We start from the raw sequence: 23,335 nt of genomic DNA on the forward strand, positions 1-23,335 counted from the left end.
GGTATGGGTGGTGCGGACCAGATCCGGCGTTGGGAATCAGGTGCGCTCGCGCACGCGGTGACCGATCCCTTCGGCCAGGGCCCGCTGCCGTGGTTCCGGGGCAGCGAGCTGTACTTCGACGACACCGGCCAGGTCGTGCCCTGGTACGTGGACCCGGCGCTCGCCCCCGGCCAGATTCCCCGCGCCCGCGGCAACGGCGGCCCGCGCACCGCCGACGACGTGCACCGGCAGATCAAGGGCTTCGCCTCCACCGGCGCCGTCGCACCCGGCGAGGCCATCGACTTCCACATCACCGTGGACCCGCCCCAGCAGTTCTCCGTCGACGTCTACCGCATCGGCCACTACGGCGGCGACGGCGCTTCCAAGATCACCACCAGTCCCCGGCTCTCGGGCATCGTCCAGCCGGCCCCCCTCACAGCCGACCGCACCGTCTCCTGCCACCACTGGTGGCTCTCCTGGCGGCTGCAGGTGCCCTCCTACTGGAGCGTCGGCGCGTACGTCGCCGTCCTCACCACCGCCGACGGGTACCGGTCCCACATCCCCTTCACCGTCCGCGACGACCACCCGGCCGACCTGCTCCTCCTGCTGCCCGACATCACCTGGCAGGCCTACAACCTCTACCCCGAGGACGGGCACACCGGCGCGAGCCTCTACCACGCCTGGGACGAACAGGGCCGGCTGCTCGGCGAGCCGGACGCGGCCATCACCGTCTCCTTCGACCGGCCCTACGCCGGCGCCGGCCTGCCCCTGCACGTGGGCCACGCCTACGACTTCATCCGCTGGGCCGAGCGCTACGGCTACGACCTCGCCTACGCCGACACCCGCGATCTCCACGCCGGCCGCGTCGACCCCACCCGCTACCGCGGCCTGGTCTTCCCCGGCCACGACGAGTACTGGTCGGCCCCCATGCGCCGCACCGTCGAGCGCGCCCGCGACCACGGCACCTCGCTCGTCTTCCTCTCCGCCAACACCATGTACTGGCAGGTCGAGCTGGGGCCCTCCCCCTCCGGGGTCGACGACCGGCTCCTCACCTGCCGAAAACGCCGCGGCCCCGGCCGCCCCAGCCTCTGGCGCGAGGTCGACCGCCCGGAGCAGCAGCTGCTCGGCATCCAGTACGCGGGGCGGGTCCCCGAGCCCGCGCCCCTGATCGTGCGCAATGCCACGCACTGGCTCTGGGACTCCACCGGCGCCGTCGAGAACGACGAGCTCCCCGGCCTGGTCGCCGGGGAGGCCGACCGGTACTTCCCGCGCACCCAGCTCCCCGAGCACCAGGACCGCATCCTGCTCGCGCACTCCCCGTACCGCGACAGCGAGGGCGCCAAGCGCCACCAGGAGACCTCCCTGTACCGGGCACCGAGCGGCGCGCTGGTCTTCGCGTCGGGCACCTTCGCCTGGTCCCCGGCCCTGGACCGCCCCGGCCACGTCGACGAACGGGTCCAGCGGGCCACCGCCAACCTCCTCGACCGGATCTGCAAACGGGACTGAGCCGGGCCCGCACCCCGCCGCCACCCCGCCGCACACCCCCGGAGCCGGGCACGGGCCCCCGTGCGGGAGAATGGGGTGCGCTCGTACAGAACCACAGGGAGACCCCGTGTCCGGATTCGTCGAAAAGCCCGAGCCGGTTCAGGTGCCCGGCCTCGTCCACCTCCACACCGGCAAGGTGCGCGACCTCTACCGCGACGGCGACGGCAACCTCGTCATGGTCGCCAGCGACCGCATGTCCGCGTACGACTGGGTGCTCCCCACCGAGATCCCGGACAAGGGCCGCGTCCTGACCCAGCTCTCGCTCTGGTGGTTCGACCAGCTGAGGGACCTCGTCCCGAACCACGTGATCGGCACGGACCTGCCCGCGGGCGCCCCCGCCGACTGGGCCGGCCGCACGCTGATCTGCAAGAACCTCGACATGGTCCCGGTCGAGTGCGTGGCCCGCGGCTACCTCACCGGCTCCGGCCTCGCCGAGTACGAGAAGACCCGTACGGTCTGCGGACTCGCCCTCCCCGAGGGGCTCGTGGACGGCTCCGAGCTGCCCGCCCCGATCTTCACGCCGGCCGCCAAGGCCGAGGTCGGCGAGCACGACGAGAACGTCTCGTACGAGGAGGTCGCGCACACCACCGGCGCCGAGACGGCGGCGCTGCTGCGACAGACCACCCTGGCCGTGTACGGCCGGGCGCGGGACATCGCCCGCGAGCGGGGGATCATCCTGGCGGACACCAAGTTCGAGTTCGGCTTCGACAAGGACGGCACGCTCGTCGCCGCCGACGAGGTGCTGACCCCGGACTCCTCCCGCTTCTGGCCGGCCGACCAGTGGGAGCCGGGCCGCGCCCAGCCCTCCTACGACAAGCAGTTCGTGCGCAACTGGCTCACCTCCCCCGCCTCCGGCTGGGACCGCACGGGCGAACTCCCGCCGCCGGCCCTCCCGCAGGAGGTCGCCGAGCAGACCAGCGCCAAGTACATCGAGGCGTACGAACGCCTCACCGGCCTCTCCTGGGCCTGAGGCCTGACGCCTGAGATCTGATGTCCCCGGGACCCGAAAGGGTCCCGGGGACACGAAGAAGCCCCCGGTCACAGGACCGGGGGCTTCTTCGATGGAGCGGACAACGCGACTCGAACGCGCGACATCCACCTTGGCAAGGTGGTGCTCTACCAACTGAGCTATGTCCGCAGGTGCGCCGTAACGCGAGAACTACTATACCCAACCCCGCTCGCGTGCGAGACGCACTGCCGTATGCCGGTTCTCGGCGCCCAGCTTCGTCGCCGCCGACGAGAGGTAGTTCCGTACGGTCCCGGGCGAGAGCGAGGCCCGCTCCGCGATCTCCGCGATCGGCGCGCCGTCCCCGGCGAGTTCCAGCACCTCGGCCTCGCGCGCGGTCAGCGGGGAGTCCCCCGCGCTGATCGCGTCGGCCGCCAACTCCGGGTCCACATAACGGCCTCCGGCGTGCACGGTGCGGATCAGCTCGGCCAGCCGCTGCGCCGACACCGTCTTCGGCGCGAAGGCCCGCACCCCGGCCGTGAGGGCCCTCTTCAGGTGCCCGGGACGGCCGTGACTCGTCACGATCATGGTCTTGCAGTGGGGGAGTTCGGTCCGCAGCGATGTGGCCACACTCACACCGTCCGCCCCGGGCATCTGCAGGTCCAGCACCGCCACGTCCGGCCGGTGGGCGCGCGCCATCGCGAGGGCCTCGGGCCCCGAGGCCGCCTCCGCGACGACCAGCAGATCGTCCTCCAGGGCCAGCAGCGCGGCGAGCGCGCCGCGGATCAGGTGCTCGTCGTCGGCCAGCAGTACGCGTACGGGGCTCATGCCCGTGCCTCCAGTCCTCGCAGTCGTCCGCCCGGGATCCGGGCCAGCAGCCGGAACCGGCCGCCGCCGACCGGGCCGGCCTCCAAGGTGCCGTCCAGTGCGGCGAGCCGCTCCCGCAGGCCGGTGAGTCCGGAACCCGGCGGTCCGGCCGGCACCTCGGGGGCCCCGTCGTTCTCCACCACCAGCGTCAGCGCGCCCCCGTCGGGTGCCGTGAGACGGATCACGCAGTTGCGGGCGTCGCCGTGCCGCAGGACGTTGGTCGTGGCCTCCCGGACCACCCAGCCCAGCGCCGACTGCACTTCCGGGCGCAGCGCACCGTCCGCCTCCACCTCGACGCGGCAGTCCATCCCGGCCGCGCCGAGCACCCCGCGGGCGCCCTCCAGTTCCACGGCGAGATCCGCCTCGCGATAGCCGCGTACGACCTCGCGCACCTCGCGCTGGGACTCGGCGGCGATCCGCTGGACCTCGATCATCTGGTCCACGGCCTCCGGGCGTTCGCGCCGGGCCAGCTGGACGGCCAGTTCGCTCTTGAGCGCGATCACCGCCAGATTGCGGCCCATCACATCGTGCAGGTCCCGTCCGAAGCGCAGCCGCTCCTGGGCGACGGCGAGCTGCGCCTGGAGCTCCCGGGCCCGGTCGAGCTCGTACACCGTCTTCAGCAGCCAGGAGGAGAACCCGCAGGCCAGGACCAGAAGGCAGCAGGTGAGGAGGACGCCGACCCCGTAGCCGGCCGCCTCCCCGGCGGGGTGCCCCACCGCCAGAGCCACGGCTGCGGCCGCGGCGCCCGCGGCGGGGGCCACGCAGAGCATGTGCCGGACCCGCGCCAGTGCCAGCGTCAGCGAACCCGAGGCGAACGCGACCGTGTTGACCACGAGGGAGGGGGCGACGCCCGCGTGGGAGAGGGCGCCGGCCGAGCGCAGGACCAGCACGGCGACCGCCAGCGCGGCGGTCAGCGCGCCGAGCGCCACCGCCAGGCGTACGGGTCGCTCACGCCGGCCGAGCACCCAGTCCAGCGCCCTGGACGCCACTACCGCGGACAGCGCGATCTGCGCGCACAGGGGCGGGATCAGGGCGCCGGTGACGGCACCGAGGCCCTCGGGGGCGAGTCCGAAGAGCACCGCAAAGGATTCGAGGAGCACGAAGAAGTGCAATGACCAGCGGGTGTAGAGCTCGACCTTGGCCGCACTGCTGCGGTTCCTCCACCACCCCGTCAGCTTCGACACGGTCCCAGCCCCCCGATGACGTTGGTCGACAGCAGCCGACGTCCACACGTCCACGGTAAGCGCATACGACAAAGGCCCTGATCATCGATCAGGGCCTTTGCTCGCTGAGCGGACGACGCGACTCGAACGCGCGACATCCACCTTGGCAAGGTGGTGCTCTACCAACTGAGCTACGTCCGCATGCTGCTCCGGCACGAATGCCGTTGCGATGCGTGCATCACTCTACCCGATCCACCGGAGTGGTCTGTAAAGCGTTGCAGAGCGGGTGACAGGGATCGCACACTGCGCCTTCCCCCTGGAAGGGGGATGTTCTGCTACTGAACTACACCCGCACGACCTTCGGGGCTTTGACCTGCGGCCTCGCCCCTCGGCGTGATCCACACACTAGCGGATCGGAGGGGGTGGATGGCAAATCGGCCCCCGCCCCGCCCCGTTAGCGGGCCCGGCGGGCCTCAGTGGGCCTCGTTGTACGCCGCGTACACCCGCTTCGGGATGCGGCCGCGCGGCGGCACGTCGAGGTTGTTGGACCGGGCCCAGGCGCGGACGACCGCCGGGTCCGGGGCCAGCGAGGTGTGCTTGTACGTCTTCCCGGAACGGGCCTGCCGGCGTCCTGCGGCCACGAAGGGCGCGAGGCTCTTCCGCAGTTTCTTTGCGTTGGCCAGATTGAGGTCGATCTCGTACGACTTACCGTCCAGGCCGAACGTGACCGTTTCCGCCGCTTCTCCGCCGTCGATGTCGTCGGAGATCGTGACTACTACGCGCTGCGCCACGGATATCGGTCCCTTCGTGCGACGCCGCTCACCCGTCGGACGTGCGGTGATGTCGCCTGTGTGGATGTTTCGGAGCAATGCATCATTCCGTCCCGAGTCGTGCGGCAAAAAATGCCGCCGTCCCGGTGGAATCCTTTGTACCTTGATTCTCATTGCATTGCGAAGCCCAGTTAATTATCTCCGCGTGTCCTGCCGCAATGCCGGGCACGTGGTTTTCCGGTGGATTTTGCGAAGCGTTGGTGAAGCCGAAACGGGCGGGTGATCGGGGTCCCGGAGGCGCCCGGAGATATCTACCCGCGTAGAAATTTCGGCCGGGTACGCTGAGGGAACCGCCTTCGCACCAACCACCCATCGGGAGTGCCAGTGGCACGCGTCGTAGTCGACGTCATGCTCAAGCCGGAGATCCTCGACCCTCAGGGCCAGGCGGTGCAGCGTGCACTGCCGCGCCTGGGCTTCGAGGGCATCGCCGACGTCCGCCAGGGGAAGCGCTTCGAACTGGAAGTGGAGGGACCGGTCGACCAGGCCGCCCTCGACCGCATCCACAAGATGGCCGAAACGTTCCTCGCCAACACCGTCATCGAAGACTTCACCGTGAAGGTCGAGGCCTGACGGTGACCACTCGCATCGGAGTCGTCACGTTCCCCGGAACGCTCGACGACCGTGACTCGCTGCGCGCCGTCCGCCTCGCGGGGGCCGAGCCCGTTTCGCTGTGGCACCGCGACAAGGACCTGCACCAGGTCGACGCGGTCGTCCTCGCGGGCGGCTTCTCCTACGGGGACTACCTGCGCGCCGGAGCCATCTCCCGGTTCTCGCCGGTGATGGAGACCATCATCGAGCAGGCCAAGGCCGGCATGCCGGTCCTCGGCATCTGCAACGGCTTCCAGGTCCTCACCGAGGCCCACCTGCTGCCGGGGGCGATGCTCCGCAACAACCACCTGCACTTCATCTGCCGCGACCAGAAGCTGCGGGTGGAGAACGCGGAGAGCGCGTGGACCGGCGACTACACCGCCGGCCAGGAGATCTCCGTACCGCTCAAGAACATGGACGGCCGGTACGTGGCCGACGAGCGCGTCCTCGACGAGCTTGAGGCCGAAGGCCGCGTGGCCTTCCGGTACGTGGACGTGAACCCGAACGGGTCGCTCCGCGACATCGCCGGCATCACCAACGCCGCGGGCAACGTGGTCGGCCTCATGCCGCACCCCGAGCACGCGGTCGAGCCGCTGATCGGGACGGGCCGCACCGACGGCCTCCCGTTCTTCACCTCGGTCCTGAAGAAGCTGGTCTCCGCATGAGCCTCGACACCGTCAAGAACGCCACCGAGACGCCGGACGCCTCCCAGCCCTGGAAGGAACTCGGCCTCAAGGAGGACGAGTACGCCCGCATCCGGGAGATCCTCGGCCGCCGCCCCACCGGCGCCGAGCTCGCCATGTACTCGGTCATGTGGTCCGAGCACTGCTCGTACAAGAGCAGCAAGGTCCACCTGAAGCAGTTCGGCGAGAAGGTCCCGCAGAACGACGCGATGCTCGTCGGCATCGGCGAGAACGCAGGCGTCGTCGACGTCGGCCAGGGGTACGCGGTCACCTTCAAGGTCGAGTCGCACAACCACCCGAGCTACATCGAGCCCTACCAGGGCGCGGCCACCGGCGTCGGCGGCATCGTCCGCGACATCCTCGCCATGGGCGCCCGCCCGGTCGCGGTCGTCGACCCGCTGCGCTTCGGCGCGGCCGACCACCCCGACACCAAGCGCGTCCTGCCGGGCGTGGTCGCGGGCATCGGCGGCTACGGCAACTGCCTGGGCCTGCCGAACATCGGCGGCGAGGTCGTCTTCGACGCCTGCTACCAGGGCAACCCGCTGGTCAACGCCGGCTGCATCGGCGTGATGAAGCACGAGGACATCCACCTCGCCAAGGCCTCCGGCCCCGGCAACAAGGTCATCCTCTACGGCGCCCGCACGGGCGGCGACGGCATCGGCGGCGTCTCGGTCCTCGCGTCCGAGACCTTCGACGACACCAAGCCGACCAAGCGCCCCGCCGTGCAGGTCGGCGACCCCTTCCAGGAGAAGCTCCTCATCGAGTGCACCCTGGAGATCTTCAAGGAGAAGCTGGTCGCGGGCATCCAGGACCTCGGCGGCGCCGGGCTGTCCTGCGCCACGTCCGAGCTGGCCTCCGCCGGTTCCGGCGGCATGCGCGTCGAGCTCGACACCGTCCCGCTGCGCGACGCGACGCTCTCGCCCGAGGAAATCCTCATGAGCGAGTCGCAGGAGCGCATGTGCGCGATCGTCGAGCCGCAGTACGTCGACCGCTTCATGGAGATCTGCGAGAAGTGGGACGTGATCGCCACCGTCATCGGTGAGGTGACCGACGGCGAGCGCCTGGAGATCTTCTGGCACGGCGAGCAGATCGTGGACGTGCCCCCGGGCACCGTCGCCCACGAGGGCCCGGTCTACCACCGCCCGTACGCGCGCCCCGAGTGGCAGGACGCCCTCCAGGCCGACGACGCGGGCAAGCTGCCCCGGCCGCAGACCTCCGAGGAGCTCCGCGCGCAGGTCCTGGCGCTGGTCTCGTCCCCGAACCAGGCCTCGAAGTCCTGGGTCACGGACCAGTACGACCGCTTCGTCCAGGGCAACACGGTGCTCTCGCAGCCCGAGGACGCGGGCATGGTCCGCATCGACGAGGAGTCCAACCTCGGCGTGGCCATGGCCACCGACGGCAACGGCCGCTTCGCGAAGCTCGACCCGTACACGGGTGCGCAGCTCGCCCTGGCGGAGGCGTACCGCAACGTCGCCGCGACCGGCGCCAAGCCGCTGGCCATCTCCGACTGCCTCAACTTCGGCTCGCCGGAGGACCCGGGCGTCATGTGGCAGTTCGCCGAGGCCACCCGCGGTCTCGCGGACGGCTGCCTGGAGCTGGGCACCCCGGTGACCGGCGGCAACGTCTCGCTCTACAACCAGACCGGTGACGTCGCGATCCACCCGACCCCGGTCGTGGCGGTCCTCGGTGTGATCGACGACGTCAACCGCCGGACGCCGATGGCGTTCGCGGAGGCCGGCCAGCTGCTGTACCTGCTCGGCGACACGGCCGAGGAGTTCGGCGGCTCGGCCTGGTCCCAGGTCGTCCACGACCACCTCGGCGGCATGCCGCCCAAGGTGGACCTGGGCCGCGAGAAGCTGCTCGGCGAGATCCTGATCTCGGCGTCCCGCGACGGCATGGTCGACGCGGCGCACGACCTGTCCGACGGCGGCGTGATCCAGGCGCTCACCGAGTCCTGCCTGCGCGGCGGCAACGGTGCGCGGATCGTGGTCCCCGAGGGCCTGGACGCGTTCACCTTCCTGTTCTCCGAGTCCGCGGGCCGGGCCATCGTGGCCGTCCCGCGCAGCGAGGAGCTCCGCTTCACCGACATGTGCGGTGCGCGGGGGCTGCCCGCCACCCGTATCGGCGTGGTGGACGGCGAGGAGATCGAGATCCAGGGCGAGTTCACGATCCCGCTCGCGGAGCTGCGGACCGCTCACGAGGCGACGATCCCGGCGCTGCTCGCCTGATCCCGCCCGCGCTCGTTCCCGAGCCCCCGTCCGGAGTCCTCCGGGCGGGGGCTCGGGCGCTCGGGCCCCCGCCCGTTGCCGGCACCGCCGGATAGGGTCGGCCCATGCCACCCGCCAAGAAGAGGGCGCGTACCTACGACGCCGCGAAGATCCGTGCAGCCGTTATTGCACAGTTCGGGCACGTGGCCGACGCCGTACGGGAGCTGGGCGACGAGCAGCTCGCGCGGCCCAGCGGGGTGGGCGGGTGGAGCGTCGCCGAGCTCGCCGCGCACATCGCGTGGATCGCCGACTCGCTGGCCGCCGGGCTGGCCCGGCCCCCGGCCGCCGTACCGGAGCTGACGGCCGTCGAATGGCCCTTCGCCACCGCCTCGCTCGCGGGGAAGATCGCAGAGGCGGCCAAGGAGACCCTGGAGGGCGCCCCGCTGCCCGAGCTGTACGAGCGGGCCGGCGCCCGTCTGGCCGAGCAACTGGCCGTGAATCCGGGCAGCCGGGTGCTGGACCTGTGGATCGGGGACATGACCCTGGCCGATTTCCTGGTCACCCGGACCGTGGAGCTCGTGGTGCACACCGACGACCTCAACCGCGCCGCGGGCCTGGACGTCCCGATCGAGCGGCAGGCCCTGGCGGCCTGTACCCGGCTGCTCGCCGACGCCCTCGCGCTGAAGGCACCGGGCGGCTCGGTGGAGGTACGGATCCCGCCGTTCGCGGTGGTCCAGTGCATCGAGGGGCCCCGGCACACCCGCGGCACCCCGCCGAACGTGGTGGAGACGGACCCGCTGACCTGGATCCGGCTGGCCACCGGGCGTACGGCCTGGGCCGTGGCCGTGGAGGACGCGCAGGTCAGGGCCAGTGGCGAGCGGGCCGACCTGTCGGCGCTGCTCCCGGTCATGAGCTGACCCGGCCCGGGGGAACCGGTTCCGCGCCGGATCCGTCCCAGGGGCATGCGTACGCCTCGGCACCTTCCCGCTGCCCTCGTCGCCGCCCTGACCCTGGCCGCCGCCACCGCGTGCAGTGACGGCGGTACGCACGGCACCCTCCCTGGCCACGGTTCGGCCGGGACCTGGTTCGTGCAGAGCCTGACCGTGGGCGGGAAGACCCTCACGGCGCCCTCCGCCGCCCGGGTCACCTTCCCGCAGTCCGAACCGGAACAGGCCACCGGCAACTACGGCTGCAACGGCTTCACCGCCGCGGTCACCCACGACGGCGCGAGCGCCATCACCGTGAAACCGGGCTCCACCACCGCCATGGCCTGCGAGAACACGGAGTTCGAGACGGCCTTCGCCAAGCTCTTCACCGGCCGCCTGGCGGTCGACCGGCAGGCGAACCGGCTCACCCTGACGACCGCCGACGGGAGCGCCATCGCGATGAGCTCGGAACCCCCCGCCCCGGACGCCCCGCTCACCGCCACCGCGTGGACCGTTACCTCGCTGGTCAGCGGCCAGAGCGCCACCGCCACCTCCTTGCCGGCCGAGGCGGCCGGCAAGGCCGTCTTCACCATCAGCGCCGACCTGGCCACGAGCGGCAGCCTCGGCTGCAACCGGTTCAGCGCCAAGGCCACTGGTGACGGAGCCCAGCTCACCTTCGGGCCGCTGACCACGACCCGGATGGCCTGCGAGGGCCCGGTCGGCGAGGTCGAGCGGAAGCTGACCGAGCTCTTCTCCGCATCTCCGCTCACCTGGAGCATCAAGGGCGGAACACTCACCCTCACCGCGCCGGACGGCACGGGCCTGACCGCGACGGCCGCCTCGGCCGCCGAATGATCCCGCGAGGACCGGTACCCGGGGGTCAGCCCGGGTAGGGCAGCAGCCCCGCGTCCACCTTCTCCCAGGCCGCCCGCAGCTCCGCCAGCCGGGCCGGCTCAAGGGCAGCCCTGTCGGCCTGTTCGCGGACGTCCCCGGCGAGGTTGAACAGCTGGTCCTTGCCCGCCTTGCCGCGGTAGTACTTCCAGTCCCCGCGGCGCAGGGCCCGCTCCCCGCGCACCCGCCAGAACAGGTTCCGCTCCGGGGCCTCCTCGCCGCGCAGCAGGTACCCGGCCAGGCTCACCCCGTCCAGCGGGTGCGCCGGGTCGGGGCGGGTCCCGGCCAGCTCCAGCAGGGTCGCCGTCCAGTCCGGGGTGAAGACCGGGACCCGGCTGACCTGGCCGCCGTCGATCCGGGCGGGCCAGCGCACGATGTTCGGCACCCGGATTCCGCCCTCCTGGAGGGAGGCCTTGTTGCCGGAGAGCGGCCAGTTGTACGAGAAGCGCTCGCCGCCGTTGTCGCTGGAGAAGAAGACCAGGGTGTCGTCCTCCTGACCGGAGCGCCTGAGGGCCTTGAGCACCTCGCCGACCGAGCGGTCGAGGTCCTCCACCATCTGGCGGTACTTCTCGACGGAGCCGCCGTCCTGGTGCCACAGGGCCCGCGCGTCGCCCGCCTTGATCCGGCGCTCGACCTCGGCGCTCTCCGCGGTGTCCCCGTCGGCGATCCACGGCCAGTGCGGGGTGGTGAAGTTGAGGTTCAGCAGCCAGGGCTTGCCGCCGTGGTCGCGGGAGACGTACTCGGCGGCGCGCTCGGTGAGGATCCGGGTGTAGTAGCGCAGGTCCTTGTAGGCGGCGTCGCCCTCGTAGAGGTCGTACTCGCCGCCCAGGCCCAGCTTGGAGTAGTACTCCAGGGCCCCGCCGAAGTTCCCGAAGAACTCCTCCCAGCCCGACCTGGTCGGGCTGTAGTCGGGCAGGTAGCCGCAGTGCCACTTGCCGATCAGCGCGGTCGCGTAGCCGGAGGCGCGCAGCAGTGAGGCCAGCGTCGGGTGGGTGGGCTCCAGGCCGGCGCTCTTGTCGGCGATGGGCTCGGCGAGCCCGCCCGCGGTCCGGCCCGGGTAGCGGCCCGTGTACAGGCTGAACCGGGTCGGCGAGCAGGTGGCGGAGCCGGAGTAGGCATCGGTGAAGCGGACCCCCTGGCGGGCCAGCCGGTCCAGGTTCGGGGTCTTGATGTGCGGGGATCCGTACGAGGACAGGTCGGCCCAGCCCAGGTCGTCGCCGAGGATGAACAGGACGTTCGGGCGCCGGGAACGCCGGCCTCGGGCGGCCCGGAACGGACGCTCCTCGGGGCCGGTCCGAGCGGTGTCGGAGGCGGCGGCCGGGCCGGCCCCGAGCCCCACCGCGGCGGCCGCCGCGCTCACTCCGACGGCACTTCCGAACGCCCGGCGGGACAGATGGCTGTTGTACGAAGACACAGGAACTCCAAGGCACGGCTCGGCGGCCCCGCCCCGGGCGGGCGCGGGACGGCGCGCGGCACGGCAGGGCGGGGCTGGGCGGAGCGAAAGGGAAAAGGAAGACGGAGAGTTGTGGCTACGCAGAACAGCGACAGATGGCGCTCGCGACACGGACCAGGTCTACGTGGCGGCGCTCGACGAGGGTGACGGAGTGGTCACCGAGAGGCTGCATGGGGCGAGAGCCTGTACGAATACCTTCGTAGATGTCAACAAAGGCTCCGAATAGCGAGACAGAGTCGTACCGTCACCCTCTGTGCTGTGAGATTTCCCGGCCATCCCCAATTCGGACCAGTGGTCGATCTCGCCTACACTCGGAAGCGTGCCTCGTGGTGATGGACGACTCAACCACGACCTGCTCCCCGGCGAAAAGGGCCCCCAGGACGCTTGCGGCGTCTTCGGTGTCTGGGCTCCGGGTGAAGAGGTCGCCAAGCTCACCTACTTCGGACTGTATGCCCTACAGCACCGTGGACAAGAGTCCGCGGGAATCGCTGTGAGCAACGGTTCCCAGATCCTCGTCTTCAAGGACATGGGCCTCGTTTCCCAGGTCTTCGACGAAACCTCTCTCGGCTCGCTCCAGGGTCATATCGCGGTCGGTCACGCCCGCTACTCGACCACCGGAGCCTCCGTCTGGGAGAACGCGCAGCCCACTTTCCGCGCGACCGCCCACGGCTCCATTGCCCTGGGTCACAACGGCAACCTGGTGAACACCGCCGAGCTCGCCGAGATGGTCGCCGACCTCCCCCGTCAGGACGGCCGCGCCACCCAGGTGGCGGCCACCAATGACACCGACCTGGTCACCGCCCTGCTGGCCGGCCAGACGGACGACGACGGCAAGCCCCTGACCATCGAGGAGTCGGCCACCAAGGTCCTCCCGAAGGTCAAGGGTGCGTTCTCGCTCGTGTTCATGGACGAGGGAACCCTCTACACCGCCCGTGACCCGCAGGGCATCCGCCCGCTGGTCCTCGGCCGCCTGGAGCGCGGCTGGGTGGTCGCGAGCGAGACCGCCGCCCTCGACATCTGCGGAGCCAGCTTCGTCCGCGAGGTCGAGCCGGGCGAGCTCATCGCGATCGACGAGAACGGCCTGCGCACGTCCCGCTTCGCGGAAGCAAAGCCCAAGGGCTGTGTCTTCGAGTACGTCTATTTGGCGCGCCCGGACACCGACATCGCCGGCCGGAACGTCTACCTCTCGCGTGTCGAGATGGGCCGGCGCCTGGCCAAGGAAGCCCCCGTCGACGCCGACCTGGTGATAGCGACGCCGGAATCCGGCACGCCCGCCGCCGTCGGCTACGCCGAGGCCAGCGGGATCCCGTACGGCTCCGGCCTGGTCAAGAACGCCTACGTCGGCCGGACCTTCATCCAGCCCTCGCAGACGATCCGCCAGTTGGGCATCCGCCTGAAGCTCAACCCCCTCAAGGAAGTCATCAGGGGCAAGCGCCTGGTGGTCGTCGACGACTCGATCGTCCGCGGCAACACCCAGCGCGCCCTGGTCAAGATGCTCCGCGAGGCCGGCGCGGCCGAGGTCCACATCCGGATCTCCTCGCCGCCGGTGAAGTGGCCGTGCTTCTTCGGCATCGACTTCGCCACCCGGGCCGAGCTGATCGCCAACGGCATGACGGTCGACGAGATCGCCACGTCGCTCGGCGCGGACTCGCTCTCGTACATCTCGCTCGACTCGATGATCGAGGCGACGACCATCCAGAAGCCGAACCTCTGCCGTGCCTGCTTCGACGGCGAGTACCCCATGGACCTGCCCGACCCGCAGCTCCTGGGCAAGCAGCTCCTGGAGAGCGAGCTGGCCGGCGGCACCGACGCCGCCGACGCGCTCCGGCGCCCGTAGCGCCGCGACCCGCGACCCCGGCTCCACCTGCGCCGGGCCCTGTCTTTACGAGTGCTTCTCCCAGGGCCCGGCACCACCCGCAGTAACGACACGAAAGCTCTCTCCTGTCATGACAGAGAAGACCACCGGTGCCAGCTACGCAGCCGCGGGCGTCGACATCGAAGCGGGGGACCGCGCCGTCGAGCTCATGAAGGAGTGGGTGAAGAAGACGCAGCGCCCCGAGGTCCTCGGCGGCCTCGGCGGATTCGCCGGCCTCTTCGACGCCTCCGCCCTCAAGCGCTACGAGCGCCCGCTGCTGGCCTCCGCGACCGACGGCGTCGGCACGAAGGTGGACATCGCCCGCCAGTTGGGCGTGTACGACACCATCGGCCACGACCTCGTCGCGATGGTCATGGACGACATCGTCGTCTGCGGCGCCGAGCCGCTCTTCATGACGGACTACATCTGCGTGGGCAAGGTCCACCCGGAGCGTGTCGCGGCGATCGTGAAGGGCATCGCCGAGGGCTGCGTCCTCGCCGGCTGCGCCCTGGTGGGCGGCGAGACCGCCGAGCACCCGGGTCTGCTGGGCCCGGACGACTTCGACGTGGCGGGCGCCGGAACCGGTGTCGTCGAGTACGACCGCCTGCTCGGCGCGGATCGCATCCGTACGGGTGACGCCGTCATCGCGATGGCATCCTCCGGCCTTCACTCGAACGGGTACTCGCTGGTCCGGCACGTCCTCTTCGACCGCGCCGGCATGTCGCTCGACCAGCACGTGGAGGAGCTCGGCCGGACCCTCGGCGAGGAGCTGCTGGAGCCGACCAAGATCTACTCGCTGGACTGCATGGCTCTCACCCGTACGGCCGAGGTCCACGCGTACTCGCACATCACCGGCGGCGGACTCGCGGCGAACCTGGCCCGGGTCATCCCGGACCACCTGCACGCCGCGGTCGACCGTACGACCTGGGCGCCCGGCGCGATCTTCGACCTGGTCGGCAAGGCCGGTCAGGTGGAGCAGTTGGAGCTGGAGAAGACCCTGAACATGGGCGTCGGCATGATGGCCGTGGTCCCGCAGGAGTCGGTGGACGTGGCGCTGACCGCGCTGGCCGACCGGGGCGTGGACGCCTGGGTCGCCGGCGAGATCCTCGACCGGGGCGACCGTACCGAGGGTGCGACCCTGACCGGTTCCTACGCGAGCTGAGCAGCACTGAACCCGGTCCGGGGCGATGCCCTGGACCGGGTTCAGTGCTGTTTGCGTTTATGTCCTCGTGCAGACGCGAAAGAGACGCGGGAGAGCGTCAAGCGCCGCGACGCTGTGCCGACGGACCGGACTCTTCGTCCTCGTCGTCGTCATCATCGCTGTTGTACAGATCCGCGTACTTGGCGTACGGGTCGTCGTCGTCCAGATCGTCATCGACTTCGACCGGCTCGCTGACAGGCAGCAGCGGTTCCGTCGGCGATGCGCCCAGCTCATTGGCCAGACGCGAGAGGTCAGTCCCGCCGCTGTTGTACTTCAGCTGGCGGGCGACCTTTGTCTGCTTGGCCTTGGCCCGGCCGCGCCCCATGGCTCGACCCCCTCGGTGACGGGGCTCGACGGCCCCAGAGTCTGACACGCGTTCATGGTTCGGAGCGGGCTCTCCGTGGAGAGACCGTCCGTAGGGGTTTAACGGTACCTGCTTCCGCGGCCATACGGTACGCCGCCCGCATGACGTGCCCCGGTGCAGGACCAATGAGGCGCCCCGTCCTCGCTGGTCAGCTGCGATTTTAACCCTTTCCTGGCGGGCGACCCGCCGAAGTGCAGTGAGTTCCGTCTCGCCGCAACCCCGGCGGGCGCACGTCAGGGGTCGTTACGACGCGTCGACGGCCGGCGACGAGCCCTTGGCGGCCTTCGCCGCGCGGGCGTCCGCCATCCGCTGCTCGGCGATCCGGTCGGCCGCCGCGGCCGGCGGGATCCCGTCCGCCTTCGCACGAGCGAAGATCTCCAGCGTGGTGTCGAAGATCTTCGTGGCCTTCGCCTTGCAGCGGTCGAAGTCGAAGCCCCGCAGTTCGTCGGCGACCTGGATGACCCCGCCCGCGTTCACCACGTAGTCGGGCGCGTAGAGGATCCCGCGGTCCGCGAGGTCCTTCTCCACGCCCGGGTGGGCGAGCTGGTTGTTGGCCGCGCCGCAGACGACCTTCGCCGTCAGGACGTTCACCGTCCCGTCGTTCAGGGCCCCGCCGAGCGCGCAGGGGGCGTAGATGTCCAGGCCCTCCACGCGGATCAGCGCCTCCGTGTCGGCGACCGCGGTGACCTTGCCCGGGTGCCTGTCGAGGATCCGCTGCACGGACTCCTCCCGCACGTCCGTGATGACGACCTCGGCGCCGTCCTCCAGCAGGTGCTCGACCAGGTGGTGGCCGACCTTGCCGACGCCCGCCACGGCGACCTTGCGGCCGCGCAGGGTCGGGTCGCCCCACAGGTGCTGGGCGCTGGCCCGCATGCCCTGGAAGACGCCGAAGGCGGTGAGGACCGAGGAGTCGCCGGCGCCGCCGTTCTCGGGGGAGCGGCCGGTCGCCCAGCGGGTCTCGCGGGCCACGACGTCCATGTCCGCCACGTACGTGCCGACGTCGCAGGCCGTGACGTAGCGGCCGCCGAGGGACTCCACGAACCGGCCGTACGCCAGCAGCAGTTCCTCGGACTTCAGTACGTCGGGGTCGCCGATGATGACGGCCTTGCCGCCGCCGAGGTCGAGACCGGCGAGGGCGTTCTTGTACGACATGCCGCGCGAGAGGTTCAGCGCGTCGAGGACGGCCTCCTCGTCCGAGGCGTACGCGTGGAAGCGCGTACCGCCGAGGGCGGGGCCCAGGGCGGTGGAGTGGATCGCGATGACGGCCTTCAGGCCGGAGGCTCGGTCCTGGCACAGCACGACTTGCTCGTGGCCGCCCTGTTCCGTGCGGAACAGGGTGTGCAGGACGCCGTCGGTCATTTCGGTCACGGTGGTGACTCCCATGGAAGAGATGCGGCGGAATGACGCCCGCCCTGCGGGTGGGGGAGGGCGTGCTGGGAGCAGAGTAAGACCTGCGGGCCGTGCGCAGGCGACCTGTCCGGAGATCGGGACACTCCCGAAGTACGGGAGCCTCCCGCCGCGGGGCCGCCGCGGGGCCGCCGCGGGGCCGGCGCGGGGCCGGCGGGCGCCCGGCGAGTAGCTCCCGGCGGGGCGGGGGAGGACGAGAGCGTGAGCGAATCCCCCGACCCCAAGCTGCCCGCGGCGCGCTCCGCGCCGACCGTCCCGTACGCCTCCTACCTGCGCGTCTACGAGCCCCTGGCGGCCTTCGCGGAGCCGGAGCGCACGCACTGGGCCTCGTACGCGCGGCGCGGCGTGGTGGCGACGGCCCAGGACGAACTGCGTCGCTCCCTCTCCGACTTGGTCCGGGTCCCGGTGGTCGGGGTGCCGGCGCACGAGAGCGCGGACGCCTTCACGGCCGAGGTGGAGGGGGTGCTGCTGGTCTGCCCGTGGCGGACCAGGCTGCGCGGCTGGCTGGCGCTCCAGGAGCTGGACGGCCAGTTCCCGCCGCCGGTGTTGGACGCGGCGCTCCCGCCGGGGGCGCGGCGGCGGGCGGCCGAGGAGTACGAGCGCTTCCGCGAGCGGAACCCGGACGCGCGCCCGTGGATCCGTACCGCGGTGTGGCAGGTACCGCTGCGCTGGTTCGTGCTGGTGGCCGACGACGAGCGGGAGTACCTGCCGGGCGAGCGGATGCGCTACCGGACGCCGATGGTGCAGGCCCGGCGGCGGCTCGCGCGGGCACTGCGGATCCTGCGGGCGGCCGAGGGGTACGCGGGCCTCGCGGAGGGGCTGGTGGACGTCGGCAGCTGGCTGGAGGAGTTCCACCCGCGCTCGATGGTCGAGCTGGACTACGCGGGGCTGGTCCACGCGCTGCCGGCGGACCGGCTGCGCACCGACCGCTCGGCCCGGGACGTGGCGGTGGGGATCGCGGCGCTGCGGGCCGGGGACGAGGCCGCGGCGGCGGAGGCGTACGCGGAGCTGGCGGAGCGCTGGAGGGAGGTCCGGGAGAGACTGTTCGCGAATTGACCTCCGGAGCGGCCCCCAGGTTCTTGATCACGCCACATTCGGGCCTTAGTTCCAGGACCTACGTCCCGATACGGGCCATTGACTCAAGCGTGACGGACCGCACTATCTACACCCTTGCGCCCTTCCCCTACCCTCGTGCCAAAATAGGACAAGGAGTCCGGGGAGGGTTCCTTCCACCCAACTTTGGGCGGAATGCTCGGCATTGCACTCTACGGGGGGTCCTGACGACTCCTGATCGCTCTGTGACTGATCGTCACAGTGGGGTGACTGTCCGTTATGGGGCGGTCCATCGGCTTCCGCCGCTGATGAACACCTCGGAGGGCAATTCCATCGGTTTGGCCGTCGAGGCTGGACGGATGGTGTAGTTGTAGTGCCGAGGACAAGCCGTTCGTCCTATAACCGACTCGGCCCGCGTGTGTCCATTTCGGGCAACGCGGGCCAAGGTGCAGAATTTAGAGGAAAGAACCGAGATGGTTCGGTTCTCCCGAGGAGGCCGCTCATGACCGCTCGCACCCCTGATGCCGAGCCGCTGCTGACCCCGGCTGAGGTTGCCACGATGTTCCGCGTGGACCCGAAGACGGTCACCCGCTGGGCCAAGGCTGGCAAGCTCACGTCCATCCGCACCCTGGGTGGACACCGCCGTTACCGCGAGGCCGAGGTTCGCGCACTGCTCGCGGGCATTCCGCAGCAGCGCAGCGAGGCCTGAGGTCGCGCAAGCACCCCGCTTTACCGGGCTTGAATCGGGTCCCCCAATCCGATGAAACCCAAAGGCTTCAAACGCTTGGACCTGCCCCAACAGGTTCTTGTCGTCGGATCGCGCTGGACTCCGCCGGGTCCAGCGCGATCTTTTTTATGCCCGGGGAGGGGCGGGATCGGGCGCGCGCGGAGGTCCGGCAGAGTGGGTGCCATTGCACATATTAAATCGAGCACGCGTATGGGTGCCATAAATGTGCGAGTCTCGAAAACTCATGTGGTGACTCCCGTCACAGGCAGTAACTCTTGTGCAACCCGCAATGCACCCGTAAGGGGACGTGCGTCGCAGAGTGCCTCATGCGGACGGGGGATTTTCGCCGCAGGTGTCCGGAGTGGCCGCTGCGGCTCCCGGGACTCCCGCGGCTGCCGGGGCTCCGGAGGCACCCTAGGGCTCCTCCAGGCAGACCAAACGAAGCAGGGCCCGCATCCCTTGGGGATACGGGCCCTGCTCTTCCTGCGAACCTGACGGGACTTGAACCCGCGACCTCCACCTTGACAGGGTGGCGAGCTAACCAACTGCTCCACAGGTCCTTGATTTGCGGCCGCTGGGCGGCTGCGAATCAGACTGTACCCCAGCTCAGGGGGTGCAGTCGAACCCGATCAGCGGGCGGGCCCCGGGGCCGCCGCGTCCACCGCCTTCACGATCCGCTTGTCGGAGATCGGATACGCCGTCCCGAGCGCGTGCGCGAAGTAGCTGACCCGGAGTTCCTCGATCATCCAGCGGATGTCGGTGACCGCGGACGGCACCGGCCGGCCCTTCGGCAGCTGCTCCAGCAGCCATGCGTACTCGTCCTGCATCTCGTGGACCTTCTGCATGCGCGTGGTGTCGCGCTGGGCGCCCGTCGGCATCTGCTGGAGCCGCCGGTCCACCGCCACCAGGTAGCGCATCAGGTCCGGCAGCCGGCGCAGGCCCGTCAGAGTGACGAAGCCGGCCGGTACGAGGGCCGCCAGCTGCGTCCTGACGTCCTGCACGTTCGCCACCACGGCCAGGCTGTTCGTGGCCTTCAGACGGCGCTCACAGGCCTGCCAGGCGGCCAGCACCTGCTGAACCTGGGCCACCGTCCGCACGGTCGTGTCCACCAGGTCGGCGCGGACGGCCTCGAAGAGGGCGCGGAAGGCCGCCTCGTCCCAGGCCGGACCGCCGTGGTCGGCGATGAGCTTGTCGGCCGCGGCGGTCGCGCAGTCGTCGAACAGCGCCTGGATGGAGCCGTGCGGATTGCGGGACAGGGCCAGCTTCTGCTGGTTGGTCAGGTGGTCCGAGGCGAACTTCGCCGGGTTCACCGGGATGTTCAGCAGGATGAGCCGCCGCGTGCCCAGCCACATCGCCTGCTGCTGCTCGGCCTCCGTGTCGAAGAGCCGTACGGACACGCTCGCACCCTCGTCCACCAGCGCCGGGTACGCCTTCACCGGCTGGCCGGCCCGCCGGGTCTCGAAGACCTTGGTCAGCGTGCCGATCGTCCAGTCGGTCAGCCCGGTGCGCTCCAGCGACTCCCCGCCGGCGCGCTCGGCGGTGGCCGCGGCGGCCTTGGAGAGCGCCTGGCGGGCCTTCGGCTTCAGCTTCAGCCGCAGGGCCTCCAGGTCCTTGTCCTCGGCGAGGTTCTTGCGGCGCTCGTCGACGATCCGGAACGTGATCTTCAGGTGGTCCGGGATCCGGCTGAGGTCGAAGTCCTCCGCGGTGACCGGGACCCCGACCATCCGCTGCAGCTCGCGGGCCAAGGTGACCGGCAGCGGCTCCTGCAGGGGCACGGCCGTGGCCAGGAAGCGGGTCGCGAAGTTCGGTGCGGGCACGTAGTGCCGGCGGATCGGCTTCGGCAGCGACCGGATGAGCTCGGTGACGACCTCTTCCCGCAGGCCCGGGATCTGCCAGTCGAAGCCCTCGTCGGTGACCTGGTTCAGCACCTGGAGCGGGATGTGGACGGTCACGCCGTCCGCGTCCGCGCCGGGCTCGAACTGGTAGGTCACCCGGAACTTGAGCTGCCCCTGGCGCCAGGTGTCCGGGTAGTCGGCCTTCGTGACCCCGGCCGCCTTCTCGGTGAGCAGCATCTCGCGCTCGAAGTCGAGGAGTTCCGGCTCCTCCCGCTTCTTGTGCTTCCACCAGGAGTCGAAGTGCGCCCCGGAGACCACGTGCTCGGGGATCCGCTGGTCGTAGAAGTCGAAGAGGGTCTCGTCGTCGACCACGATGTCGCGGCGCCGCGCCCGGTTCTCCAGCTCCTCGACCTCGGTGAGGAGCTTGCGGTTGTCGGCGTAGAACTTGTGGTGCGTGCGCCAGTCGCCCTCGACCAGCGCGTTGCGGATGAACAGCTCGCGCGAGACCTCGGCGTCGATCCGGCCGTAGTTGATCTTCCGCTGGGCGACGATCGGCACGCCGTACAGCGTGACCTTCTCGTACGCCATGACGGCCGCCTGGTCCTTCTCCCAGTGCGGCTCGCTGTACGTGCGCTTGATCAGGTGCTGGGCGAGCGGCTCGACCCACTCGGGCTCCACCTTGGCGTTGACCCGGGCCCACAGCCGCGAGGTCTCCACCAGCTCCGCCGACATCAGGAACTTCGGCTGCTTCTTGAAGAGCGCCGAGCCCGGGAAGATCGCGAACTTGGCGGACCGGGCCCCCAGGTACTCGTTCTTGTCGGTGTCCTTGAGGCCGATGTGCGAGAGCAGGCCGGCCAGCAGCGAGATGTGCACGCTCGTCTCAGGGGCGTCGCCCTCGTTGACGTGGATGCCCATGCCCTTGGCGACCGTGCGCAGCTGCGAGTAGATGTCCTGCCACTCGCGGATCCGCAGGAAGTTCAGGTACTCCTGCTTGCACATCCGGCGGAACGAGGACGAGCCGCGCTCCTTCTGCTGCTCCCGGACGTAGCGCCACATGTTGAGGAACGAGAGGAAGTCGCTGGTCTCGTCCTTGAAGCGGGCGTGGTTCTGATCGGCCTGCGTCTGCTTGTCCGAGGGCCGCTCGCGCGGGTCCTGGATGGACAGGGCCGCCGCGATGACCATGACCTCGCGGACGCAGTTGTTCTTGTCCGCCTCGACGACCATGCGGGCCAGGCGCGGGTCCACGGGGAGCTGGGAGAGCTGGCGGCCCATCGGGGTGAGCCGCTTCTTGGGATCCTTCTCGGCGGGGTCCAGCGCGCCGAGCTCCTGGAGCAGCTGGACGCCGTCGCGGATGTTGCGGTGGTCCGGCGGGTCGATGAAGGGGAACTTCTCGATCTCGCCGAGGCCGGCCGCGGTCATCTGGAGGATGACGGAGGCCAGGTTCGTGCGCAGGATCTCGGCGTCCGTGAACTCGGGGCGGGAGAGGAAGTCGTCCTCGGAGTAGAGGCGGATGCAGATGCCGTCGCTGGTACGGCCGCAGCGGCCCTTGCGCTGGTTGGCGCTGGCCTGGGAGATTCGCTCGATGGGCAGGCGCTGGACCTTGGTGCGGTGGCTGTAGCGGGAGATCCGGGCGGTGCCCGGGTCGATCACGTACTTGATGCCGGGGACGGTGAGGGAGGTCTCGGCGACGTTGGTCGCGAGAACGATCCTGCGGCCGGTGTGCTGCTGGAAGACGCGGTGCTGCTCGGCGTGCGAGAGGCGGGCGTAGAGGGGGAGGACCTCGGTGAAGCGGAGATTCCGCTTGTTCAGGGCGTCCGCCGTGTCGCGGATCTCCCGCTCGCCCGAGAGGAAGACCAGGATGTCGCCGGGCCCCTCGGACTGGAGCTCGTCGACGGCCTCGCAGATCGCGGTGATCTGGTCGCGGTCGCTCTCCTCACTGTCCTCCTCCAGGAGGGGCCGGTAGCGCACCTCGACGGGGTAGGTGCGGCCGCTGACCTCGACGATCGGGGCCTCGCCGAAATGCCGGGAGAACCGCTCCGGGTCGATCGTGGCCGAGGTGATCACGACCTTGAGGTCGGGGCGCTTCGGCAGCAGCTGGGACAGGTAGCCCAGCAGGAAGTCGATGTTGAGGGACCGCTCGTGGGCCTCGTCGATGATGATCGTGTCGTACGCGCGCAGCTCGCGGTCCGTCTGGATCTCGGCGAGCAGGATGCCGTCGGTCATCAGCTTCACGAAGGTCGCGTCCTGGTCCACCTGGTCGGTGAACCGGACCTTCCAGCCGACCGTCTGGCCGATCTCGGACTTGAGCTCCTCGGCGATCCGCTCGGCGACCGTGCGGGCGGCGATCCGGCGGGGCTGGGTGTGCCCGATCATGCCCCGGACGCCGCGGCCCAGCTCCATGCAGATCTTGGGGATCTGCGTGGTCTTGCCGGAACCGGTCTCACCGGCGACGATCACGACCTGGTGGTCGCGTATCGCCTCGGCGATCTCGTCCTTCTTCTGGCTGACGGGCAGGTTCTCGGGATACGTGACCTCCGGCATCCGCGAGGCACGGCCGGCCAGTCGCGCGGCGGCCTTCTCGGCCTCCGCGGCGATCTCGTCGAGCACGGCCTGCTTGGCCTCGGGCTTTCGGATGCGGCGGGCGCCTTCGAGGCGACGGCCGAGGCGGTGCGCGTCACGGAGGGAGATCTCACCGAGAAGCGTCTGCAGGGCGGCGAAGGAAGTAGACATACCTGATCGAGGATCTCACCCGCGGGCGCCGGGTGGCGAACGCATTTGTGCCCCCTCCCCGTACCATTTCGGGACGAGATCGCCT

General features: G+C 70.3%; 19 protein-coding genes and 4 tRNA genes. 11 read left to right on the forward strand and 12 right to left on the reverse strand.

The features are described from left to right. Positions 1-3: 3 nt before the first annotated feature. Positions 4-1,485 carry a N,N-dimethylformamidase beta subunit family domain-containing protein gene (locus tag ACIBAD_RS24045; protein ID WP_398908292.1) on the forward strand — a complete coding sequence of 494 codons (1,482 nt, stop codon included), beginning with the start codon at positions 4-6 and terminating at the stop codon, positions 1,483-1,485. A gap of 106 nt (positions 1,486-1,591) precedes the next feature. Next, positions 1,592-2,494: a phosphoribosylaminoimidazolesuccinocarboxamide synthase gene (locus tag ACIBAD_RS24050; RefSeq protein ID WP_134073078.1), complete on the forward strand. Its 903-nt coding sequence runs from the start codon at positions 1,592-1,594 to the stop codon at positions 2,492-2,494. A gap of 92 nt (positions 2,495-2,586) precedes the next feature. Here the strand turns inward: ACIBAD_RS24050 and ACIBAD_RS24055 are convergent. The 6 genes from ACIBAD_RS24055 to ACIBAD_RS24080 all read right to left on the reverse strand — a co-directional run bounded on the left by ACIBAD_RS24055 (position 2,587) and on the right by ACIBAD_RS24080 (position 5,291). Continuing rightward, positions 2,587-2,662: transfer RNA gene (locus tag ACIBAD_RS24055), tRNA-Gly, on the reverse strand. Positions 2,663-2,686: 24 nt separating this feature from the next. Further along, positions 2,687-3,298 carry a response regulator transcription factor gene (locus tag ACIBAD_RS24060; protein WP_134073080.1) on the reverse strand — a complete coding sequence of 204 codons (612 nt, stop codon included), beginning with the start codon at positions 3,296-3,298 and terminating at the stop codon, positions 2,687-2,689. Then, on the reverse strand, positions 3,295-4,521 hold the full coding sequence (locus tag ACIBAD_RS24065; protein WP_134073082.1) for a histidine kinase: 1,227 nt from the start codon (positions 4,519-4,521) through the stop codon (positions 3,295-3,297). Before ACIBAD_RS24065 ends, ACIBAD_RS24060 begins: the two co-directional genes overlap by 4 nt. Positions 4,522-4,628: 107 nt before the next feature. After that, positions 4,629-4,701: transfer RNA gene (locus ACIBAD_RS24070), tRNA-Gly, on the reverse strand. Positions 4,702-4,781: 80 nt separating this feature from the next. Then, a tRNA-Gly gene (locus tag ACIBAD_RS24075) sits at positions 4,782-4,853 on the reverse strand. 120 nt (positions 4,854-4,973) lie between these two features. Beyond that, positions 4,974-5,291 (reverse strand): Lsr2 family protein, encoded by a 318-nt coding sequence (locus tag ACIBAD_RS24080; RefSeq protein WP_134073084.1) that lies wholly within the window; start codon positions 5,289-5,291, stop codon positions 4,974-4,976. Positions 5,292-5,648: 357 nt separating this feature from the next. Between ACIBAD_RS24080 and purS the strand changes: the two genes are divergently transcribed. The 5 genes from purS to ACIBAD_RS24105 all read left to right on the forward strand — a co-directional run bounded on the left by purS (position 5,649) and on the right by ACIBAD_RS24105 (position 10,589). Continuing rightward, on the forward strand, positions 5,649-5,900 hold the full coding sequence (gene purS / locus ACIBAD_RS24085; protein ID WP_008740952.1) for a phosphoribosylformylglycinamidine synthase subunit PurS: 252 nt from the start codon (positions 5,649-5,651) through the stop codon (positions 5,898-5,900). Between the two features lie 2 nt (positions 5,901-5,902). Beyond that, the gene (gene purQ / locus ACIBAD_RS24090; RefSeq protein WP_398908294.1) at positions 5,903-6,583 is read left to right on the forward strand and encodes a phosphoribosylformylglycinamidine synthase subunit PurQ; all 681 of its coding nucleotides are present in this window, start codon (positions 5,903-5,905) and stop codon (positions 6,581-6,583) included. Beyond that, positions 6,580-8,829 carry a phosphoribosylformylglycinamidine synthase subunit PurL gene (gene purL, locus ACIBAD_RS24095; RefSeq protein ID WP_134073086.1) on the forward strand — a complete coding sequence of 750 codons (2,250 nt, stop codon included), beginning with the start codon at positions 6,580-6,582 and terminating at the stop codon, positions 8,827-8,829. The genes purQ and purL overlap by 4 nt, the downstream gene beginning before the upstream one ends. A gap of 104 nt (positions 8,830-8,933) precedes the next feature. Next, positions 8,934-9,725, forward strand: a complete 792-nt coding sequence (locus ACIBAD_RS24100) for a sterol carrier family protein (protein WP_398908295.1) — start codon at positions 8,934-8,936, stop codon at positions 9,723-9,725. 45 nt (positions 9,726-9,770) lie between these two features. Next, positions 9,771-10,589, forward strand: a complete 819-nt coding sequence (locus ACIBAD_RS24105; RefSeq protein WP_398908297.1) for an META domain-containing protein — start codon at positions 9,771-9,773, stop codon at positions 10,587-10,589. A 25-nt stretch (positions 10,590-10,614) separates the two neighbouring features. Here the strand turns inward: ACIBAD_RS24105 and ACIBAD_RS24110 are convergent, their stop codons facing one another. Together ACIBAD_RS24110 and ACIBAD_RS24115 are read right to left on the reverse strand one after the other, a co-directional pair. Next, positions 10,615-12,039 carry a sulfatase gene (locus ACIBAD_RS24110; RefSeq protein ID WP_398908299.1) on the reverse strand — a complete coding sequence of 475 codons (1,425 nt, stop codon included), beginning with the start codon at positions 12,037-12,039 and terminating at the stop codon, positions 10,615-10,617. Positions 12,040-12,154: 115 nt separating this feature from the next. After that, on the reverse strand, positions 12,155-12,250 hold the full coding sequence (locus ACIBAD_RS24115) for a putative leader peptide (RefSeq protein ID WP_385588274.1): 96 nt from the start codon (positions 12,248-12,250) through the stop codon (positions 12,155-12,157). A gap of 147 nt (positions 12,251-12,397) precedes the next feature. Between ACIBAD_RS24115 and purF the strand changes: the two genes are divergently transcribed. Next, positions 12,398-13,915 (forward strand): amidophosphoribosyltransferase, encoded by a 1,518-nt coding sequence (gene purF, locus ACIBAD_RS24120; protein ID WP_134073092.1) that lies wholly within the window; start codon positions 12,398-12,400, stop codon positions 13,913-13,915. Positions 13,916-14,024: 109 nt separating this feature from the next. Beyond that, positions 14,025-15,095: a phosphoribosylformylglycinamidine cyclo-ligase gene (gene purM, locus ACIBAD_RS24125; RefSeq protein WP_398908302.1), complete on the forward strand. Its 1,071-nt coding sequence runs from the start codon at positions 14,025-14,027 to the stop codon at positions 15,093-15,095. A gap of 97 nt (positions 15,096-15,192) precedes the next feature. Here purM and ACIBAD_RS24130 read toward each other — a convergent pair whose 3' ends face one another. Continuing rightward, positions 15,193-15,459 (reverse strand): DUF3073 domain-containing protein, encoded by a 267-nt coding sequence (locus ACIBAD_RS24130; RefSeq protein WP_030292353.1) that lies wholly within the window; start codon positions 15,457-15,459, stop codon positions 15,193-15,195. Between the two features lie 282 nt (positions 15,460-15,741). Continuing rightward, positions 15,742-16,866 carry a Leu/Phe/Val dehydrogenase gene (locus tag ACIBAD_RS24135; protein ID WP_398908305.1) on the reverse strand — a complete coding sequence of 375 codons (1,125 nt, stop codon included), beginning with the start codon at positions 16,864-16,866 and terminating at the stop codon, positions 15,742-15,744. A 240-nt stretch (positions 16,867-17,106) separates the two neighbouring features. On the opposite strand from ACIBAD_RS24135, the gene ACIBAD_RS24140 reads away from it, so the two are divergent. Together ACIBAD_RS24140 and bldC are read left to right on the forward strand one after the other, a co-directional pair. Continuing rightward, complete coding sequence (locus ACIBAD_RS24140; protein ID WP_208329017.1) at positions 17,107-17,961, forward strand: hypothetical protein; 855 nt, start codon at positions 17,107-17,109, stop codon at positions 17,959-17,961. Positions 17,962-18,460: 499 nt separating this feature from the next. After that, positions 18,461-18,667, forward strand: coding sequence for a developmental transcriptional regulator BldC (gene bldC, locus ACIBAD_RS24145; RefSeq protein WP_003949541.1), 207 nt, complete (start codon positions 18,461-18,463; stop codon positions 18,665-18,667). 504 nt (positions 18,668-19,171) lie between these two features. Here bldC and ACIBAD_RS24150 read toward each other — a convergent pair. Together ACIBAD_RS24150 and hrpA are read right to left on the reverse strand one after the other, a co-directional pair. Beyond that, positions 19,172-19,245: transfer RNA gene (locus ACIBAD_RS24150), tRNA-Asp, on the reverse strand. 69 nt (positions 19,246-19,314) lie between these two features. Beyond that, complete coding sequence (gene hrpA, locus ACIBAD_RS24155; RefSeq protein WP_398908307.1) at positions 19,315-23,250, reverse strand: ATP-dependent RNA helicase HrpA; 3,936 nt, start codon at positions 23,248-23,250, stop codon at positions 19,315-19,317. Between the last annotated feature and the right edge of the window lie 85 nt (positions 23,251-23,335).

It is taken from the genome of Streptomyces sp. NPDC051109, assembly GCF_044455885.1.
In the GTDB taxonomy this organism is placed as follows: domain Bacteria; phylum Actinomycetota; class Actinomycetes; order Streptomycetales; family Streptomycetaceae; genus Streptomyces.